The following is an 18,278-nucleotide window of genomic DNA, read 5'->3' on the forward strand; positions in this document are numbered from 1 at the left end:
AACGCCCGCGGCTATCGGGGTACCGAGTCGTTCTTGCTGAAGATCCGCCTGCCTTTAATTTACGGCAACGTCATTTCATGCGCTTTTTACCTGCTAGGCAGGCTCTGCTGGTGCGGGGGCACGGATGATGGGTATATCGATCTGGGCAATGAGATCGGCCATCGGCAGTCCGAGGAGGGACGCACCCCGGTCGTCTATCACCAGGGCACCGGCTGGCGGAGCCTTCAGTGTGCGGTGCAGGGCCTCGATGCTGTGGGCCGAAAGCCGTTCGACCGTTACCTGGGGGGCTTCCTGTTGCTGCCATGACGCGAGGGCTGGCAAGGAGGCTGGATCGACGTCGGGCAGAAGCAGCAGCCGGACGTTTCGGTCGGTTGCAAGAGCGAGTAGGCGGGCGGTCTCGATCCCCGGGCCACAGTCCCCGGAATCGTGGACCAGCGCAACGATGGCGCCCTGTGTGGCGAAAGCATCCTCCTGCCAAAGCAACAGTCGACTACGGGTGGTCTCCACGATTTGCCGCGCGGTGGAGCCCAGTCGGCCCCCACGTGACGCCGACCAGCCGGCTTTGCCCAGCACGACCCATTCGGCGCCGAGCGCAGCCTGCCGGATATTGTCGATCACCGGCCCGCTCACCACGTCCAATCGCCACCCCAGCCGATCCTGCCGATCCTGCCGGTCGAGCGATGCCATGAGCATCTCGATCTGGCGGCGTTGTTGCGCGAGGCGGATGAGCAGGATCTCGCGGTCGAACGGACGGGATTCACCCGACAGGGCACTGATCTCGCGGGTGAACGGGTGGCCGGCCGAGGCATGCAGGTCCTGCTCCTCGATGAACAGGGCGACGAGTTCGCAGTGCTGATGTCGTGCCAGTCGGGCGGCACTGGCCAGAGCCGACCGACTGGTCGGTGAGGCGTCGATGAGCAGCAGGACGTGCGGCTCGGTCATCCCGGTCCGGGCCCGTCTCGCTCCAGCCCGTGGTGATCGCGGTCGCGACTGTGTCGCGTCGCCCGCTCGAAACGAGCCAGCCGATCGGCGACCCGGCGGTTGAGGCTGTCTGCGGGGAACACGCCGTTGGCATCCGGCTCGCCCGGCTCGAGACCGGTGAGTAGGGCCAGCGCCTGTTCGACGTGGCTGATCGCGTGAATCTGGAAGCGCCCGGCGGCGACCGCGCTGCGCACCTCTTGGCTGAGCATCAGGTGCGGCAGGTTGCTGGCCGGGATCAGCACACCGTGGGTGCCATCCAGTCCCCGGTCGTGGCAAATGCGGAAAAAGCCCTCGATCTTCTCGTTGACCCCGCCGATCGCCTGCACCTCGCCCAGCTGGTTGATCGAGCCGGTCACCGCCAGTGACTGACGGATCGGTGCCTTGGCAATCGCCGAGACCAGGGCAGCCACCTCGGCGACCGAGGCGGAGTCGCCATCGATCGAGCCGTACATCTGCTCGAAGGCCAGGCTGGCGGACAATGACAGCTCACCCTCGGGTGCGTAACGGCTGGCGAGATAGCGCGACAGGATCATCACCGCCTTGGTGTGGATGTTCCCGCCCAGCTTGGCCTCGCGTTCGATGTCGACCACCTGGCCGCGGCCCGGGCGGGCGGTGGCCGTGATGCGCGTGGGCAGCCCGAAGCGGAACCCGCCCAGCTCGCTGACGGCCAGGCCGTTGATCGCACCGATGCGTTCGCCCTGGGTCGGGACGTTCAAGGTCTCGCGCAGGATCGCTTCAACGGCACGTTCGCGCAGCCGTTCGGCGCGTTGCTCCTGGCGCCGGATGGCTGCCTCGACGTGGTGGGCGGCGATGTGATCGGCATGGCTCGATCCGGCGAGGTAGTTCGCCTCGGCGAGCAGGTCGGCCAGTGGGCGTGTCCCGGCGGTGAGTTTCTCGCGATCGTCCGCCAGGCGGCTGGCGTGCTCGATACTGCGGGCCACGGCGCCTCGGTCGAGTGGCAGCAGCCCGTCACGTCGGGCAATGGCAGCCAGCGTGCGCGCGTAGTCGAGCTCGTTCTCCGCTTGGCGGGGTAGCGTGTCCTCGAAGTCCGCCTGCACCTTGAACAGCTTGGCAAAGTCGGGATCGTATTCGGCCAGCAGGTAGTAGAGCAGGCGGTCGCCGACCAGCACCACCTTGACCTCCAGCGGGATCGGATCGGGCTCGAGCGTGATGGTGGTGAATACGGCGTAGAGCTGTTCGAGCGATTCGATGCGCACCTGCTTGCCGTAGATGGCCCGCTTGAGAGTTTCCCAGGCGAACGGCTGCATCAGGATTTGCCGGGCGTGCAGGAGCAGGTAGCCGCCGTTGGCGCGGTGCAGGGCGCCGGCGCGGATCAGGCGGAAGTCGGTTAGCAGGGCGCCTTCCCGGAAGTGGTGCTCGATGCGCCCGATCAGCCGCGCGTGGGTGGGTAGGTCCTCGTAGATCACCGGCGCGCCGTGAAGCTCGGCGTTATCGACGATGAGATTGATCTGGTACTGGTTGAGGATCTCCTCGGGGACAGTGCTGCTGTCATCTTCAAGATCGTTGACGTGCGAGATGATGTCATCGCGAATGCCATGGAGAAACCGGGTCACGTCGAGCAGGTGCGCCCAGCGCTCCTCGAGCGCCTGCAGCTGCTGGCCCACGGCCACGCGCAGCATCTCCTCGTTGAGCGCCTGCAAGCGTTCGCCTGCCTCCTTCTGCCACTTCGGGACCTGATGGAGAGCCTCTTTAAGCTTTTCCTCGAGTTCGTCGATGGCCGCCTGCCAGGTTTTCTGCTCTTCTTCCGGCAACTGGCTGAACTCTTCCGGCTCGAGGACCTTGCCGTCGCGGTACGGGCCCAGCGTGAAGCCGTTTGGCGTGCTCACCATCGCCACGTGCCGGTCTTCGGCCTCCTTGCTGATGGCGGCAATCGCCTCGTGCTGACGGCGTTTGTAGGTCTCGCGCAGCTCCTGGATGCGATTGTGGTACTCGTCGCTCTCGAACACCGCCGGAATCGCGGTGCGAAATTCATCGATCAGGTTGCCGAGATCCGTCTGCAGGTCGCGGCCGGCGCGCGCGGGCAGTTTCAGCAGCCGGGGCTTGTCGGGGTCGTCGAAGTTGAAGACGTAGGCCCAGCTGGGCGGTGGGGCGTCGCGACGGGCGCGCCGCTCGAGGAAATCACGCACCACGGCGTACTTGCCGCTACCCACGGCACCGAGGGCGTAGAGGTTGAAGCCGCCGTCGCCGATTTCGGTACCGAACGACAAGGCCTCCAGCGCTCGTTCCTGGCCCGGCGGCGCGGCCGGCGGGTCGAGCTCGGCGGTCGTCTCGAACGGCAACGAGCTTGCCGGGCAGGGGCGGTAGAGTTGATCGGCTTCCAGCCGGGTAGGCGCATCGGCCATGAGTGCCTCTTGAATCCGTGGGGATATGACATGCCTGTTGGAATCGAGACTAGCACGCGCCGCGGCTACAAAAAGCCCCAATCGGGCGTCACATGCGGGCTGGGCTGGGCTGGTATTCCGGCAGGAAAAGCGGGTAGGGTTTGACGCTAGAGCCGCGCCGCTACGAATCCGGCGGCACGAACCACCGAAGGAGTGAGCAGACACGATGGACGCAGTGACCGACTTTCTTGGCAGTATCAGTGGATTCGTCTGGGGGCCGGTGATGCTGGTCCTGCTGCTCGGCACGGGGGTGTATCTCACCGCCGGGCTGCGTGGCATGCCGATTCGCCGGATTGGCTACGGCTTCCGGCAACTGCTCGCGGGTCGGCGTGCCGGCAAGGACGACCGCGGGGACATCACGCCCTTCCAGGCCCTCGCCACGGCACTGTCCGCGACCATCGGCACGGGCAACATTGCCGGGGTGGCGACTGCGATTGCCCTGGGCGGGCCCGGTGCAATCTTCTGGATGTGGCTGACCGCGCTGGTGGGCATGGCGACCAAGTATGCCGAGGCCGTGCTGGCGGTGCGCTACCGCGAGGTGGACGAGCGCGGCCGTTACGTCGGCGGGCCGATGTACTACATCAAGAACGGCATGGGCGCGAAGTGGAAATGGCTGGGCGCGGCCTTCGCCCTGTTCGCCATGATCGCCGCCTTCGGCATTGGCAACACCGTGCAGGCCAATTCTGTGGCCGACGTGCTCGAATCGAACCTGTCCATTCCCGACTGGGCCACCGGTCTCGTGTTGGCCGCACTGGTGTTCGTGGTGATCATCGGCGGCATCCGCCGTATCGCGCACCTGGCCGAATACCTGGTGCCGTCGATGGCGATCCTCTACGTCGCCTTCGCGCTGGTCATCATCCTGATGAACATCACGGACGTGCCGGCGGCACTGGCGCAGATCGTCAGTGATGCGTTCACCGGCACGGCGGCGACCGGCGGGTTTGCCGGGGCGGCCGTCTGGGCGGCGATCCGCTTCGGGGTCGCGCGCGGCATCTTCTCCAACGAGGCGGGGCTGGGTTCGGCACCGATCGCCCACGCCGCGGCGCAGACCAACGACCCGGTTCGCCAGGGCACCATCGCGATGCTCGGCACCTTCATCGACACCATCGTCATCTGCACCATGACCGCGCTGGTGATCGTGCTTTCCGGCGTCTGGGAGACGGGCGAGAGCGGCGCGGCGCTGACCTCGGCAGCCTTCGCCGCGAGCCTGGGTGGCGGCAACTGGGTGGTGACCTTCGGCCTGGTGCTGTTCGCCTTCACCACCATCGTGGCCTGGAGCTACTACGGCGAGCGCAGCGCCGAGTACCTGTTCGGCGTGAAGGTGATCAAGCCGTACCGCTACGTCTGGGTGGGGGCCTTGTTCCTCGGCGCGATCGCCAACCTGGAACTGATCTGGCTGGTGGCCGACATCCTCAATGCCCTGATGGCGATTCCCAACCTGATCGCCCTGATCGCCCTGTCCGGCACCGTGTTCGCCATTACGCGCGAATATTTCGCCCGGCCCGAGAACCAGGAGGGAGGGCGATGAAGTCACGTTGGATTAATGCCGGTGGGGCACTGCAGGCCGCGGCGTTCGGCGTGACGCTCGCGCTCCTGGGGGGCTGTGCGCTAATCGGCAACGGACCAACCGGCGACCAGCGCACCGTGATCGTCTACCCCGGAGGTGACACCTCGCTCGACCCGGTGATCGTGCCGGCAAGTCACCTGCCACCGGCCGGGAAGTGCCGGATCTGGCACCTCGCTCTCGACCCCGAGGACCAGCCGGAGCCGCGCAACTGCCGGGAACGGGGGCATGACGTCCCGGAAGGAGCCGTGCTCGTGCGCGGTTGAACCGGACTTCTCTCGCTGCCCGTGCGTCGGTAAACGGGGTAGGGGCTTTGGGTTCGCTTGTCGGTGGTTTAATTAGGGTTCATCGCACTTTGCCGTGAGAGGCATGCCGAATATTGGGGAAGAAGTACTCGGTGTGCCTGCTAGCCGTAGGCCATCCGGTTGATGACCTCGATCACGCAGTCTCGGAATGGTGCACTGTGAAGGCCCAGCTCGGGTTCTACCCCGTTTTCGCGGACGGTTGGGTTAAGGGTAATGCGTTGTCGTTGGCCCGGATTCGTCAGCGGACTCTCGGGTTGTGGAACCGCTCGATGTAATCGAACACATCCTGGCGGGCTTCGGCGATCGTTGCGTTTCGATGAATCAACGAATCGCTGAGCCGTCATGCATCAAAGGCCGGTTCGCAAGAAGCCGGCTCTGCCTTTGCATCCGATTTTTCACAATGCCGGCGTCCAGTTTTTAAGCAGCGCCAAGGCGTCCTCGGACGGCAGGGGGCGACTGAATAAGTAGCCCTGAATCACATCACACCCAGACTCCTGCAACAGGGCGCGCTGGACTTCGTGTTCCACTCCTTCCGCAACGACCTGCAACCCGAGGCCATGGGCGATGCGGATGATGCCATCGACCAGATGGGCGGATCGTGAATCGTGAGTCAGGTCGTCGATGAAACTCTTGTCGATCTTGAGGCTATCGAGCGGCAAGTTCTTGATATGGCTCAGCGACGAATAGCCGGTCCCGAAGTCGTCCAAGGCAATGTGGATGCCGTGACTGCGAAACACGCGCATGATCTGGATCGACTTGTCGACGTTGGTCAGGATGCTCTCCTCGGTGAGTTCCAAAGTCAGGCGCTCTGGGGCCAATCGATGCTCCTCGAGGGTGTGTAGCACACGGCCGACAAACCCGTCTTCAAGGAACTGATCGGGGGGAATGTTGATGGCGACCCGCAGGGATGTATCACCGACTCGTAAAGGCCATTGACGCAATTCGCTGGCGACCGTTTTGAGCGACCACTCCGTCAGCATCTTTGACAACCGGGCATTTTTTCCGGCTATGGGCACAAATTCCGCCGGGCTCACGTCACCCAGTTCCGCATTCTGCCAGCGCGCCAGCGCCTCGAAACCCACGATGCGACTGCCATCGACGGCCACCAGAGGCTGATAATATTTGGTCATTTCATGATTGAGGAGTGCAGATTCCAGATGCTGCTCGATCGTGTCTCGGCGCAGCGCCCTTTCCGCCACTTCGTGACTGAAAACATATAGGCCGGCATGGGATCTCGGCCCCTCCAAGGCAGCGCTGGCATTTTCCAACAGATCCTCAGGAGTCACACCATCCACGGGAGACAAGCTGATACCCACATCAATATCGGGCCACATTGTCGTGCCCTCTACTTCAATGGGTCGGGTCAATTTATTGGCAATGGGAGTGACCACGTCGAAGACGTCACCCAACGAGGGCAACGCTATCACGGCACCAAAGCAAGCTTGGCTCAAGTGACCGACAGTCAGCGTTTTGATGTCCGTGGCGATCAGGTGCTCAGCCAAGCGGCACAGCATGGCATCCCGGGCAGGTCGGCCATGGACGCGGCTGATCTCGTTGAGCTTATTCAGGCGCATGTACAAGACGGCCAGGTGATTCCCCTTGTCTTCCGACATGCGTATCAGGTGTTTTAGGGTACTGGCGAAAAGCGTCTGATCGGGAAGGTTGGTAAGCGTATTGCGATGTCTGGTCCGTTTAGCGTCGTCACGGGCATCGTTCAAGGCATGGTCGTGGATGATCAAATCCTCCACGACATGACCGAAGGTCACCAGCCAAGTGCGCTGTAGCCGGGAGAGATAACGAGACTCGGTGTCCATCATAAACAGGGTGCCGAGCGGCTGGCCCGTGGGCCCCCGCAGGACGGTGCCCATGTAGAAACGAATGAAAGGGGACGCCACCACCAACGGATGGTCGCGGAAGAAGTCGTCTTCCAGGGTATCGGGAACTTCGAGGATGTTCTTTTCGAGGGCATGGACGCAAAAGGACGCTTCGAGAGGCGTTTCCCCCACTTCCATGCCAACGGACGACTTGATCCAAAGGCGATCCTCGTCAACCAAGGACACCGCGACCATGGGGACCTTGAATATCTCTGCCACGAGACGTGTGTGCCGATCGAAATACTTATCCGCTGGGGTGTCCAGGATACCGAGAGCGTGAAGTTCGGCTAGTCGCTCCTTCTCGTCAAAAGAAGGGACGTTGTGCTGGGATGCCTCAGGGGATCTGGTGTCTTCGGTCATGGAATTCCCTTTTGGGTGCGCACCACTCCCTAGGTGCTACCGTGTTGTTTTGAAAAGGGCATTGTTTGGCAGATGCCAAGTGAACCACTTCACTCCTTAATAATATGCCAAGAGTAGGAGGCTACCCTCAGATCGGCCACTGAAAAGCGGGTTTTGCCCTGAGGTAGAACCCGGTTCACGCTGAAGTTCGAAGAATCTTAATTAGTCAATGAAACGACTCGCTGGCCGGTCAGTTCACGCCCTCCAGCCGCCGGATCCGTTCCTCGAGTGGCGGGTGGGTGTCGAACAGGCGCGCGCCGCCGGCGCGGAACAGGAAGGCGTGGTTCATCTCCGCGGCGGCATCGGACTCCACCCGGGACGAGGCGCCACCCTTGAGCTTCTCGAAGGCGCTTTTCAGGCCGTCGGGATAGCGGGTGAACTGCACGGCGGAGGCGTCGGCGAGAAACTCGCGCTGGCGGCTGACGGCCGCCTGCAGGATGCGACCGAAGAACACGGTCAATAGCCCCACCAGCGCGATCGCCGCCGCGCCTATCAGCATGGCGATGCGCAGGCGGGCGTCTCGTCGACCCGGTCCAACGCCGACGTGGAACCACCAGCGGGCGACGAAGAACAGAAAGGTGAAGCCGAACACCATCGCTGCCACACGCACGGACAGCTTGATATCGCTGTTGGCGATGTGGCCGAACTCGTGGGCCACCACGCCGGCCAGTTCGTCACGGCTGAGGTTGTCCAGTGCCCCTTGGGTTACGGCCACCGCGGCGTTCTCCGGCTTGGTGCCGGCGGCGAAGGCATTGATGCCGGCCTCCCGGTCGAGCACGAATACCCGCGGTCGGGGCAGGGAGGAGGCGATCGCCATCTCGTCGACCACGTTCAGGTACTGCCTTTCGGCCGGGCTGAGGCTGGTTTCGCCTTCGCCGGTGAGCTCGCGCCCGCCCAACGACTTTGCCACCTTGGCGCCGTCCGATCGGGTGAACCAGCGAAAGAGGGTGACCAGGAGGATGCCGCAGCCGGTCAGGCCGGCCGCCCAGGCGAAGGCCTTCCACGTCGCTTCCACCGGCATCGTGGACGGAGCGCCGCTGCCCTGTGTCGACTGTGCCTGTTCACCGAGTGTCAGCCCGAGCCACATCAGCCCGCCGACGGTCGCGGCGGCGGCGAGAAGGAGTAGCACGTACAGTCCCACCAGTATGCGGGTCTGTCGGCGCGCCTGATCCTGCTGTTCGCGAAAGTCCATGGGTTATCGGCTCAGAAGCTGACGTCGGGGGCCTTCTGGATGGCCTCGCTGTCCTCGAACTCAAGCAACTGGGCATCCTCGCCATGGCCGACCAGCTTGCCGATCATCACCGGCGGGAAGGAGCGGCGGTACTCGTTGTACTTCTGCACCAGGTCGTTGTAGGCCTGGCGGGCGTAGGCAACGCGGTTTTCCGTGGTGGCCAGTTCCTCGGACAGCTGGCGCATGTTCGCATCGGCCTTGAGGTCCGGGTAGGCCTCGAAGGTGGCGTTCAGACGGCCCAGGCCGCTGGTGAGCGCCGACTCCGCCTGTGAGAGAAGATCCATGGTCTCCGGGTTGCCCGGCCGGTCATGCGCCGCGTCGACCGCCTTCTCGGCGGCAGCACGCGCCTCGGTGACCTCCTTGAGGACCGAGGCTTCGTGGTCCATGTAGCCCTTGGCCGTGTTGACCAGGTTGGGGATCAGGTCATGGCGGCGCTTGAGCTGCGTCTCGATCTGCGCAAAACCGTTCTCGTACTGGGTCTGGTAGGAGGTCAGCTTGTTGTAGAGATAGATGACGTAGATGACCGCGATCACGACCAGCGCGATCACGATCCAGATTTCGGTTCCCATGGCGGCTTCTCCTTGTTGAGCGCGACGAATGGTCGCGGGCCGTTTTACCAGGATTGGGTGGACCCGGGCAGTGTACCTCGCTGGTAGCCGGGGAGCGCTCTTGTCTGACCTGCCCATTACCTGAGGCGCTGTCGGCGTGTCATGGTCCGACGGGGTACAGAGGCAATCGGCGGCAATGGCCTAGGTCAGTTGCGAACCGGAGGCTGGAGTGGCCTTTGCCGGATATTGCCCCTTGTCGGTGATCAGGGAATTTTCCCTCTGCGTCGCAGAAAAACTCAGCCCGCGGGTCGTCGCCGGAGGAACAACGCCTCGCCGGCGAGGATAGCGAGCATGCCCGCTAGGGCAATGCCGACGACCAGCGGGTCGGTATTGATCTTGACCCAGAGGAATCCGCCCAGGGCCAGCAGGTCGAGGCCGATGGCCGTAACGAGAATGCCCCGGTTGGCTTTGACCTTTTGGTGCAGATGGCGGAACACGCCCCAGTGGATCGCGATGTCCATCACGAGATAGAAGATGATGCCGAGCGAGGCGATCCGCGACAGATCGAAAAAGGCGGTCAATATCAGGCCCAATGCCACCGTGTAGACGAGGGTATGCTTCTGGATACTGCCGGGCATGCCGAAGTGGCTGTGCGGCACCAATTTCATTTCGGTGAGCATCGCCAGCATGCGCGAGACGGCGAAGATGCTGGCGACGATCCCGCCGGCCGTGGCGATGATCGCGAGAATGACCGTGAACCACAGTCCCCATTCGCCAGCGACCGGTTGGGCGGCGGCCGCGAGCGAGTAGTCGCGGCTCTCGATGATCTCCGGCAGCGAGAGGTTGAGCGCCACGGCAGTGCCGACCAGGGCGTAGATGCCGACGCATAGCAGGATCGAGATCACGATCGCCCGGCCAACGTTGCGGTGCGGATCGGTGATTTCCGAGCCGCTGTTGGTGATGGTGGTAAAGCCCTTGAAGGCGAGAATGCCGAGTGCGGTGGCCGCTAGAAAGCCGCTGACGCTGGCCTCGGGGCCACCACCGCTACCCGTGGGCGGAGCGAGGGTGTCGGCGGCGAGTATTCCCACCACCCCGAAGAGCACGATGCCGCCGATCTTGATCAGGCAGAGCCAGGAGGCGAATTCCTCGATCAGCCGGTTGCCGGATAGATTGATCAGGAAGGCGAACAGCAGCAACCCGACGCCGAGCGTCGGGACCAACATGTCGATGTTGGCGACGTCGAACAGCTGCAAGGTATAGGAACCGAAGGTCCGGGCGAGAAAGCTTTGCGCGATCACCATGGAGAAGTACATCAACAGGGCGTGGAACGCGGTGGAAAGACCTCTGCCGTAGGCCTTCTCCAGGTACATGGCAATGCCGCCCGCCGAGGGGTAGGTGTTCGACATCTTGACGTAGCTGTAGGCGCTGAATCCGACGATGACCGCGGCGGCAATGAAGGCCAGCGGGAACATGGGACCGGCGATCTCGGCCATTTGGCCGGTCAGGGCGAATATCCCGGCGCCAATCATGACCCCGGTGCCGAGCGCGATGGCACCGATCAGGCTGAGGCTGTTTTCGCGGTACTGGGGGGCTCGGTCGTGTTGTTCCATCATGGCCACCTCGCAAAAAGGATTCGTGAAACACCGTCCAGGGTAAAACGCGCCGGAGTGCTATACACACCCTAGACGTCGGGATGACAAAAGGCCGTTTTAGGGCGGCAATGACCAGGAGAGGGTTCGTCAGGATGCCGTTGGGAGCCTTATTCACATTGGCCCTGTTGCCGCTGGCCACGGTCTTCGTGTTGCTCGTCGTGCGGCGATGGCCCGCCTGGCGGGCGATGCCCGTGGCCTGGCTGATGACGGTTATCCTCGCGCTTCTGGTCTGGCAAACGGAGCCGGTTGTGGCGGCCGCGGCGAGCATGCATGGCGTGGTGACGGCGCTGAATATCCTCACCATCGTGTTCGGGGCCATTTTGCTGCTCTACACCCTGCGGGAATCCGGGGCGATCGAGTCGATTAGGGCGGGATTCGTGAGCGTTTCGCCCGATCGTCGGGTCCAGGCGATCATCGTGGCATGGCTGTTCGGCGGGTTGCTGGAGGGTGCTGCCGGGTTCGGCACCCCGGCGGCCATCGCGGCCCCGCTGCTGGTGGCGATCGGGTTTCCCGCCATGGCCGCCGTGCTCTCGGCGCTGATCGTCCAGTCGACGCCGGTGTCCTTCGGCGCGGTGGGTACGCCGGTACTCGTCGGCGTGAACGCCGGGTTGGCGGGGCATCCGGCGGTGGAGGCGCTGCTCGATGTGCCCCTGTTTCCGGACTATCTCGACCGGATAACCCTGTACGCCGCCGTGATCAACACAGTGGTGGGTGTTTTGATGCCGCTGCTCATGGTGGCGGTACTCACCCGCTATTTCGGTGCATCACGCTCGTTTCGCGAGGGCCTGGCCGCCTGGCCGTTCGCGCTGTTCGCGGGCCTGGCGTTCACCCTGCCTCACCTAGCCGTCGCGGCCTGGCTGGGCCCGGAATTTCCCTCGCTGGTGGGTGGGATGGTCGGATTGCTGATCGTGGTGACGGCCACCCGCCGTGGTTTTCTGGTGCCCCGGCGCGTGTTCGACTTCGAGCCGCGGGATCGATGGCAGCCGGACTGGATCAGCCGCCTTCAGGACGAACTGCAGACATTGCCGGTCGGGCCGCGGATGCCTCTCTGGCAGGCATGGCTTCCCTACGTCCTCGTGGTCGGGCTGCTCGTGTTGAGTCGTGCCGTGACGCCCCTGCGCGACTGGCTGCAATCACCGGCCCTGACGCTCGAATGGTCGGGTATCTTCGGCACCGAGGTCGGTACGTCGGCCCAACCGTTCTATCTGCCCGGTTTCATCCTGGTGGTGGTGTCCCTGCTGACTTTTTTCCTTCACCGGATGCATAAACGACCCGGCTCGTACGCTCGGGCGTGGCGCAAATCCGGCCGCGTCCTGTTCTCCGCGATCCTGGCAATGGCGTTCGCGGTTCCCATGGTCCAGGTGTTTATCCATTCCGGACAGGCCTCACCCTACGCCAGCATGCCGCTGGTGCTTGCGGAGGGCGTTTCGTGGCTGGCTGGACCGGTTTGGCCGCTATTCGCTCCGTTGATCGGCGCCACCGGGTCGTTCATGGCGGGGTCGGCGACGATCAGCAACATGATGTTCTCGCTATTCCAGTTTGCCTCGGCCGAGTCGATCGGCCTGGGATCGGAGGGCGCTGCCTGGATCGTTGCCTTGCAGGTGGTCGGCGGGGCGGCAGGCAACATGATCTGTGTCCACAACGTCGTCGCGGCCTCGGCGACAGTGGGCCTGATCGGGCGAGAGGGTGATCTGATTCGCAAGGCATTGATCCCGCTGGGATACTATGTCCTGGCGGCGGGGACGCTCGGCATGGCGCTGATCGCCGGTGGCCTCAACCCGTGGTACGGGGCATGGCTTCTGGTGGTGCTGGCGATGCTGGTTTTCATGCGGTTCGGGCAATCGTCTCGGTGACGTGATCGCCTGTCGCCGCGTGGTTTTTGGCACACTGCACGCTGGATTCATTGATGGGAACACGCATGTCCTGGATTGGAAAAGCGGTGGGGGCCGGGCTCGGCTTCTGGATTTTCGGCTGGATCGGGGCGGTTATCGGCTTGCTGCTCGGGCACTTCCTCGATCGGTTCATCGGCCGGATCAAGCGAGTCGGCGGGCGGTTGCTGGAGGTTCAACAGACCTTCTTCGAGACGACATTCACCGTGCTGGGCCATGTCTGCAAGGCCGATGGCCAGGTCACCCAGGCGGAGATTCGTGCCGCCGAGCAGATCATGACGCAAATGCGCCTGACCAAGGTGCGGCGCAGACGCGCGATCGAGGCCTTCAATCGCGGCAAGGCCAGCGATTTTGAGCCGGAAGAGATCATTCGCCGATTCGTGCGCGTTTGCGGCAGCCAACCGACGCTGCTGCGCGTTTTTCTCGAAATCCAGATACAGGCAGCGTTCGCCGATGGCCAGATTGCCCCGGCCGAGCGTGAAGCGTTGTTGCGCATCGCTCACGCCCTGGGCGTGTCGGACGCCGACTTTGACCGGTTGGAGGCGCTGTTGGCGGGGCACTACCAGCGTGGGCCCGGGGCGCCAACCACGGCAGCCGCCCTGGAAAACGCCTATCAGGCCCTGGGGGTGGAGCGATCGGCGACCGATGCCGAGGTCAAGCGGGCTTATCGTAAGTTGATGAGCGAACACCACCCGGACAAGCTGATTGCCAAGGGGCTGCCTGATTCGATGGTCGAGTTGGCCAAGGAGCGCACCCAGGAAATCCAGAACGCCTACGAGACCGTCCGTCGGTCGCGACAGGCGCAAGCGTAAGACCCATTTTTACAATGAAGGAGTGACGCGATGACCGGTTTGCTCATAGTGATTCACCTGCTGTCCGCGGTCCTGTGGATCGGTGGTGTCTTCTATGCCTACGTGATCCTGCGCCCGTCGGTGGGCTTTCTTTCCGGACCCGAGCGCGTCTCGCTCTGGGATCGGGTGTTCACGCGCTTCTTTCGCTGGGTGTGGGTGCTGATTGCCGCACTGTTGGTCAGTGGCTACGGGATGCTGTTCTCGTCGTTCGGCGGGTTCGGCTCACCGGGCTACCTGCACGGGATGCAACTGTTCGGTTGGTTGACCATTATCGTGTTCGCCGTGCTCGCCTTCGGGCCGTATCGACAGCTGCATATCGCCGTCGCGGCAGAGAACTGGTCCCGGGCCGGGGAAATGATTCCCCGTATCCGCCGGCTGGTGCACATCATCATGTGGCTGGGACTGGTGAGCATTGCGATCGGTGGCGGCGGTGCCTACCTGTAATAGCGAAGACTGGTTTGAAAAAACGCCCGCCTAGGGACTATGGTCGAGGGCGGTCACTTTTCATGACACGATTTCATATACGGAATCAAGGAGTTCGCGCATGACTACCTATCGTCCCGAGAAAGCCGACGAGTTGATCCAGACGGCCAAGGCGATGGTCGCGCCCGGTAAGGGCATCCTCGCCATCGATGAAAGCAACGGCACCTGCAACAAGCGTTTCGAGGCCGTCGGTATCGACGCCACGGAGCAAAAGCGGCGTGAGTATCGCGAGTTGCTGCTGACCACGCCGAATCTCGAGGAGTACGTCAGCGGCGCGATCCTCTACGACGAGACGATCCGCCAGTCCACCGCTGAGGGCAAGTCGTTCATCGACGTGATGCGTGAACGCGGCCAGGTGGTCGGCATCAAGGTCGACACCGGCGCCAAGCCGCTGGCCGGTTCGGATGATGAAAAGGTCACCGAGGGCCTCGACGGCCTGCGCGAGCGCCTGGCGGAGTACTACGAGATGGGCGCGCGCTTTGCCAAGTGGCGGGCAGTGATCACGATCGACACCGCCAAGGGCCTGCCGACCCGCGGCTGCATCGAGGCGAACGCCCACGCCCTGGCCCGCTACGCGGCCCTGTGCCAGGAAGCGGGCCTGGTGCCGATCATCGAGCCCGAGGTGCTGATCGACGGCGACCACGACATCGCCACCTGCGAGCGGGTCACCGAGGAGGAACTCAACGAGGTCTTCCGTCAGCTCTATCACCAGAACGTGATGCTCGAGGGCGTCATCCTCAAGACCAGCATGGTGATCTCGGGCAAGGGCGCCTCGAATCGTGCCGGTGTCGATGAGGTGGCCGATCGCACCGTGGAGACGCTGCGGCGTACCGTCCCGGCGGCACTCGGTGGCGTGGTGTTCCTCTCCGGGGGGCAGGGCGTCGAGGAATCCTCCGCGCACCTCAACGCCATGCACACCCGTCACGCCGACCGCCTGCCGTGGCCGCTGACCTTCTCCTACGCCCGCGCCATCCAAGGGCCGGCGCTCAACTACTGGAAGGGTGAGTCCTCCAACAAGGAAGAAGCGCAGAAACGAGCCTTCACACGGGCGAAGTACAACGGGCTGGCAAGCCTCGGCAAGTACAGCGACGACATGGAAAGTGCCTGATTCAGGCAGCCAACAAGGTCGATAAGACAATCCCGCCGATTTGGCGGGATTTTTCTTGCTGCCTTCGAAAACGGCCTCGCGGGCAAGTTACGCGGGCGCGTTAACTTGCCGCTTGCGGGGTCCTGCTCAGGGGTGAGCCTCGACCGGTCGTTCGCGTACCACCATTAGGCCCGCAGCGATGATGATCAGGCCACCGAGGATGGTGAACCCGTCCGGCCATTCGGCGAATATCAGCCAGCCGAGCAGGGTGGCGCCGAAGATCTCGAGGTATTGCAGTGGGGCCAGCAGGCTCGCATCGCTGCGGGCAAATGCCATGGCGATCAACACGTGAGCGAAGGCGGCCAGCACGCCGGCGGCGGCCAGCCAGAACCATTCCATTGCGCTCGGCATGTCCCATTGAGTGAGAGACCATCCGAACCCTTGGCCCAGGAGCATAAGGCCCAGCATGATCAGTGAGGCGGCTGCCCCGACCCAGAACTGCAGCACCAGGGCGTCCCGGGTCCGGGGGGCGCTGGCCCAGGCCCGCGTGGCGGTCAGGTAGGCGGCATAGCAGGCGGCCGCCGCGATCGGCAGCAGGGAGGCCAGTCCGTAGGCGCTCCAGTTGGGACGCAGAATGACCACGGCACCGACCAGCCCGCCGATGACGCCAATCCAGCGCCTGGCGGTGATGCGCTCCCCCAGGAACAGGGCGGAGAAAATCACCAGGATCAGGGGTTCGATGAAGAACAACGCGATGTTGTTCGCCAGCGGTAGGTGGGCCAGTCCCCAGAACAGAAACAGGATGGAGGCGGCGATGAACGTGCCCAGGACCAGATGCACCGGCCGCAGTCGCCCGCCGCGCCAGTACATGGCGACGAAGGGCAACAGGAAGAGCGTCTGGAACACGAACCGCAGCCAGGCGATCTCGCCCACGGACAAGTCGGCGGACAGCCATTTGGCGATGGTGTCCGACATCGGGATGGTCATTACGGCGAGGGCCATCAGGATCAGGCCCAGGCGATGATGCTGTTGGTTTTCGGTCATGGTTCACCGGTGACGAGGGAAGGGGTGCGCGCATCCGGTGCCACGTCGGCCTGGCGAGTCTTTATTGCCCAAGGCGTGCTGAGCGGCGTCGATTCGTGCCGATCCCGATTAGGTAGCAAAGCAAATTAACATGCCGTCACGGATAGGGACAACGATGGACGCGGCGGGGCGCGTTGCCTACAGTCCAGAGGGTGCTTCCTGCACCCGCCGCCAGCGGTCGGCAAGGGCCTTGACCCCTTTCGCGCCCGGCGCGGACACCTTGAATTGATATCCATGAGGTCCAAACAAGATGAGCGAACTGGCTAGCGATCGCTGCGAGGCCTGCCGTGCCGATGCGCCCACGCTGGACGACAACGAGATCACGGCCCTGCAAAAGGCACTGCAGGATGACTGGCAGGTAATCACCCGCGACGGGGTGCGCCAGCTCGAGCGCGTGTTCCGTTTTGACGACTTCGCCAGCGCCCTGGCGTTTACTAACGCCGTGGGCGAGATCGCCGAGACGGAAGGGCATCACCCCGCGTTGTTGACCGAGTGGGGCCGGGTGACTGTCACCTGGTGGAGCCACAAGATTCGCGGTCTGCATCGCAACGACTTCATTATGGCCGCGCGCACCGACAAGCTCGCCGCCGCGCACTAGGCTCGCCGCTTGGATGGGAAGGCGCTGCGATTCGGTCGGCGCCTGTCAGTCGAATGAAAAAAACCGGCCGCTACGGGGAGGGCCGGTCTATCGGTTCGATCAGTCGAGTTCGAAGGTAATCTTGGCGTTAATGCGGTACTTGGTAATGCGGTTGTCCTCGATCTTGGCCTCGAAGTCCTTGATGTAGAGCGACTTGATGCCGTGAACACTGCGGCTGGCCTTGGCGATGGCCTGGTTGGCGGCGTCCTCCCAGGAGGTTTCCGACTCCGCGAGGACCTCGACGACTTTCAGCACGTTGTTGCTCATGGGTTCTCTCCTGCCTTTCACTCGAATTGATAACGTCATCAAAAAGGATAGATGCCGATGTGGGTGCTGTCAGAAGCCGGGAGGACGTTGCGATCAGCATTCGTCGAGTGGCCCGGACTCTCCGGTTTGGCGATAGGCGCTTGCTCGACCGGTACCCGATGAGTTGGCAAGGCGCGAGGCCATGACTGACTGGCTACTCGCGCCAATCGATGCCTTCGTGCAGGCCTCGCCGGTCGTGCAGGCATTGATCGCCACGCTGTTCACCTGGGGCATGACGGCGGCCGGTGCCTTGCCGGTGTTCTTCACCGATCGCGAGAACCGTCGCCTGCTTGATGTATTACTGGGGTTCACGGGCGGGGTGATGATCGCGGCCAGTTTCTGGTCGTTGCTGGCCCCGTCGATCGAGATGGCCGCGGATCTGGCCGTGCCCGCCTGGTTTCCGGCGGCGGTGGGTTTCGCCCTGGGGGCGGCCTTTCTGCGCGGGGCGGACCTGGTCTTGCCGCACCTGCATCTCAATGCCCCCATGCACGAGGCCGAGGGGGTGCCGACCACCTGGCGGCGCACCACCTTGCTGGTCCTCGCAATCACCCTGCACAACATCCCCGAGGGGCTGGCGATCGGCGTGGCCTTCGGCGCATTGGCCCATGGCTTCGACAATGCCAGCCTCGGGGCGGCGATGGCGTTGGCCATCGGCATTGGTATCCAGAATTTCCCCGAGGGCATGGCGGTGGCCATGCCATTGCGGCGTGAGGGGATGAGTCGCGGCAAGAGCTTCTGGTACGGCCAGCTGTCCGGGGCGGTCGAGCCGGTTGCCGGCGTGGTCGGCGCGGCAGCCGTGTTGTTCTGGGAGCCCATCCTGCCTTACGCCCTCGCATTCGCTGCCGGGGCGATGATCTTCGTGGTGGTCGAGGAGGTGATCCCCGAGGCCCAGCGCAGCGGCCACGCGGATGCCGCGACGCTGGGCGTGGTCGGCGGCTTTATCGTGATGATGGTGCTGGACGTAGCCTTGGGTTAGGTTCCCTGAC

16 protein-coding genes are annotated in these 18,278 nt (G+C 63.6%); 8 read left to right on the forward strand and 8 right to left on the reverse strand.

Annotated elements, in window-relative coordinates:
* Positions 1-93: 93 nt before the first annotated feature.
* Complete coding sequence (locus ABGV18_RS02125) at positions 94-942, reverse strand: universal stress protein (protein WP_396584606.1); 849 nt, start codon at positions 940-942, stop codon at positions 94-96.
* Positions 939-3,344: an AAA family ATPase gene (locus ABGV18_RS02130; protein WP_396584607.1), complete on the reverse strand. Its 2,406-nt coding sequence runs from the start codon at positions 3,342-3,344 to the stop codon at positions 939-941. Before ABGV18_RS02130 ends, ABGV18_RS02125 begins: the two co-directional genes overlap by 4 nt.
* 205 nt (positions 3,345-3,549) lie before the next feature.
* On the opposite strand from ABGV18_RS02130, the gene ABGV18_RS02135 reads away from it, so the two are divergent.
* Positions 3,550-4,911, forward strand: a complete 1,362-nt coding sequence (locus ABGV18_RS02135; protein WP_396584608.1) for an amino acid carrier protein — start codon at positions 3,550-3,552, stop codon at positions 4,909-4,911.
* On the forward strand, positions 4,908-5,213 hold the full coding sequence (locus ABGV18_RS02140) for a hypothetical protein (protein ID WP_396584609.1): 306 nt from the start codon (positions 4,908-4,910) through the stop codon (positions 5,211-5,213). The genes ABGV18_RS02135 and ABGV18_RS02140 overlap by 4 nt, the downstream gene beginning before the upstream one ends.
* Positions 5,214-5,647: 434 nt before the next feature.
* Here ABGV18_RS02140 and ABGV18_RS02145 read toward each other — a convergent pair whose 3' ends face one another.
* The 4 genes from ABGV18_RS02145 to ABGV18_RS02160 form a co-directional block, all read right to left on the reverse strand.
* The gene (locus tag ABGV18_RS02145) at positions 5,648-7,486 is read right to left on the reverse strand and encodes an EAL domain-containing protein (RefSeq protein ID WP_396584610.1); all 1,839 of its coding nucleotides are present in this window, start codon (positions 7,484-7,486) and stop codon (positions 5,648-5,650) included.
* A 229-nt stretch (positions 7,487-7,715) separates the two neighbouring features.
* On the reverse strand, positions 7,716-8,717 hold the full coding sequence (locus ABGV18_RS02150; protein WP_396584611.1) for a M48 family metallopeptidase: 1,002 nt from the start codon (positions 8,715-8,717) through the stop codon (positions 7,716-7,718).
* A gap of 11 nt (positions 8,718-8,728) precedes the next feature.
* A complete protein-coding gene (locus tag ABGV18_RS02155; protein ID WP_396581776.1) occupies positions 8,729-9,325 on the reverse strand; it encodes a LemA family protein in 597 nt (198 codons plus the stop codon).
* 275 nt (positions 9,326-9,600) lie between these two features.
* Positions 9,601-10,917: an amino acid permease gene (locus ABGV18_RS02160; protein ID WP_396584612.1), complete on the reverse strand. Its 1,317-nt coding sequence runs from the start codon at positions 10,915-10,917 to the stop codon at positions 9,601-9,603.
* Between the two features lie 131 nt (positions 10,918-11,048).
* Between ABGV18_RS02160 and ABGV18_RS02165 the strand changes: the two genes are divergently transcribed.
* From ABGV18_RS02165 to ABGV18_RS02180, 4 genes are all read left to right on the forward strand, one after another.
* Positions 11,049-12,809: an L-lactate permease gene (locus ABGV18_RS02165; RefSeq protein ID WP_396584613.1), complete on the forward strand. Its 1,761-nt coding sequence runs from the start codon at positions 11,049-11,051 to the stop codon at positions 12,807-12,809.
* Positions 12,810-12,874: 65 nt separating this feature from the next.
* Positions 12,875-13,657, forward strand: a complete 783-nt coding sequence (djlA, locus tag ABGV18_RS02170; RefSeq protein WP_396584614.1) for a co-chaperone DjlA — start codon at positions 12,875-12,877, stop codon at positions 13,655-13,657.
* Between the two features lie 30 nt (positions 13,658-13,687).
* Complete coding sequence (locus ABGV18_RS02175; protein WP_396584615.1) at positions 13,688-14,140, forward strand: CopD family protein; 453 nt, start codon at positions 13,688-13,690, stop codon at positions 14,138-14,140.
* A 100-nt stretch (positions 14,141-14,240) separates the two neighbouring features.
* Entirely contained in the window at positions 14,241-15,287 is a 1,047-nt protein-coding gene (locus tag ABGV18_RS02180; RefSeq protein ID WP_396584616.1) for a class I fructose-bisphosphate aldolase, read from the forward strand.
* Between the two features lie 126 nt (positions 15,288-15,413).
* Here the strand turns inward: ABGV18_RS02180 and ABGV18_RS02185 are convergent, their stop codons facing one another.
* Complete coding sequence (locus ABGV18_RS02185) at positions 15,414-16,310, reverse strand: DMT family transporter (protein WP_396581771.1); 897 nt, start codon at positions 16,308-16,310, stop codon at positions 15,414-15,416.
* A gap of 289 nt (positions 16,311-16,599) precedes the next feature.
* Here ABGV18_RS02185 and ABGV18_RS02190 point away from each other — a divergent pair, with 289 nt between their 5' ends.
* A complete protein-coding gene (locus ABGV18_RS02190; RefSeq protein WP_396581770.1) occupies positions 16,600-16,947 on the forward strand; it encodes a 4a-hydroxytetrahydrobiopterin dehydratase in 348 nt (115 codons plus the stop codon).
* Positions 16,948-17,046: 99 nt separating this feature from the next.
* On the opposite strand, the gene ABGV18_RS02195 is transcribed toward ABGV18_RS02190, so the two are convergent.
* A complete protein-coding gene (locus tag ABGV18_RS02195) occupies positions 17,047-17,253 on the reverse strand; it encodes a dodecin family protein (RefSeq protein ID WP_396581769.1) in 207 nt (68 codons plus the stop codon).
* 181 nt (positions 17,254-17,434) lie between these two features.
* Between ABGV18_RS02195 and ABGV18_RS02200 the strand changes: the two genes are divergently transcribed.
* A complete protein-coding gene (locus tag ABGV18_RS02200; RefSeq protein WP_396581768.1) occupies positions 17,435-18,268 on the forward strand; it encodes a ZIP family metal transporter in 834 nt (277 codons plus the stop codon).
* Positions 18,269-18,278: the final 10 nt, after the last annotated feature.

The organism is Guyparkeria halopsychrophila (assembly GCF_044582135.1).
Taxonomy (GTDB): domain Bacteria; phylum Pseudomonadota; class Gammaproteobacteria; order Halothiobacillales; family Halothiobacillaceae; genus Guyparkeria.

What these genes read in the sequence shown, in the direction of transcription:
- ABGV18_RS02125 (WP_396584606.1), bottom strand. Translation starts at nt 942, where the DNA reads ATGACCGAGCCGCACGTCCTGCTGCTCATCGACGCCTCACCGACCAGT.
- ABGV18_RS02130 (WP_396584607.1), bottom strand. Translation starts at nt 3,344, where the DNA reads ATGGCCGATGCGCCTACCCGGCTGGAAGCCGATCAACTCTACCGCCCC.
- ABGV18_RS02135 (WP_396584608.1), top strand. Translation starts at nt 3,550, where the DNA reads ATGGACGCAGTGACCGACTTTCTTGGCAGTATCAGTGGATTCGTCTGG.
- ABGV18_RS02140 (WP_396584609.1), top strand. Translation starts at nt 4,908, where the DNA reads ATGAAGTCACGTTGGATTAATGCCGGTGGGGCACTGCAGGCCGCGGCG.
- ABGV18_RS02145 (WP_396584610.1), bottom strand. Translation starts at nt 7,486, where the DNA reads ATGACCGAAGACACCAGATCCCCTGAGGCATCCCAGCACAACGTCCCT.
- ABGV18_RS02150 (WP_396584611.1), bottom strand. Translation starts at nt 8,717, where the DNA reads ATGGACTTTCGCGAACAGCAGGATCAGGCGCGCCGACAGACCCGCATA.
- ABGV18_RS02155 (WP_396581776.1), bottom strand. Translation starts at nt 9,325, where the DNA reads ATGGGAACCGAAATCTGGATCGTGATCGCGCTGGTCGTGATCGCGGTC.
- ABGV18_RS02160 (WP_396584612.1), bottom strand. Translation starts at nt 10,917, where the DNA reads ATGATGGAACAACACGACCGAGCCCCCCAGTACCGCGAAAACAGCCTC.
- ABGV18_RS02165 (WP_396584613.1), top strand. Translation starts at nt 11,049, where the DNA reads ATGCCGTTGGGAGCCTTATTCACATTGGCCCTGTTGCCGCTGGCCACG.
- djlA (WP_396584614.1), top strand. Translation starts at nt 12,875, where the DNA reads ATGTCCTGGATTGGAAAAGCGGTGGGGGCCGGGCTCGGCTTCTGGATT.
- ABGV18_RS02175 (WP_396584615.1), top strand. Translation starts at nt 13,688, where the DNA reads ATGACCGGTTTGCTCATAGTGATTCACCTGCTGTCCGCGGTCCTGTGG.
- ABGV18_RS02180 (WP_396584616.1), top strand. Translation starts at nt 14,241, where the DNA reads ATGACTACCTATCGTCCCGAGAAAGCCGACGAGTTGATCCAGACGGCC.
- ABGV18_RS02185 (WP_396581771.1), bottom strand. Translation starts at nt 16,310, where the DNA reads ATGACCGAAAACCAACAGCATCATCGCCTGGGCCTGATCCTGATGGCC.
- ABGV18_RS02190 (WP_396581770.1), top strand. Translation starts at nt 16,600, where the DNA reads ATGAGCGAACTGGCTAGCGATCGCTGCGAGGCCTGCCGTGCCGATGCG.
- ABGV18_RS02195 (WP_396581769.1), bottom strand. Translation starts at nt 17,253, where the DNA reads ATGAGCAACAACGTGCTGAAAGTCGTCGAGGTCCTCGCGGAGTCGGAA.
- ABGV18_RS02200 (WP_396581768.1), top strand. Translation starts at nt 17,435, where the DNA reads ATGACTGACTGGCTACTCGCGCCAATCGATGCCTTCGTGCAGGCCTCG.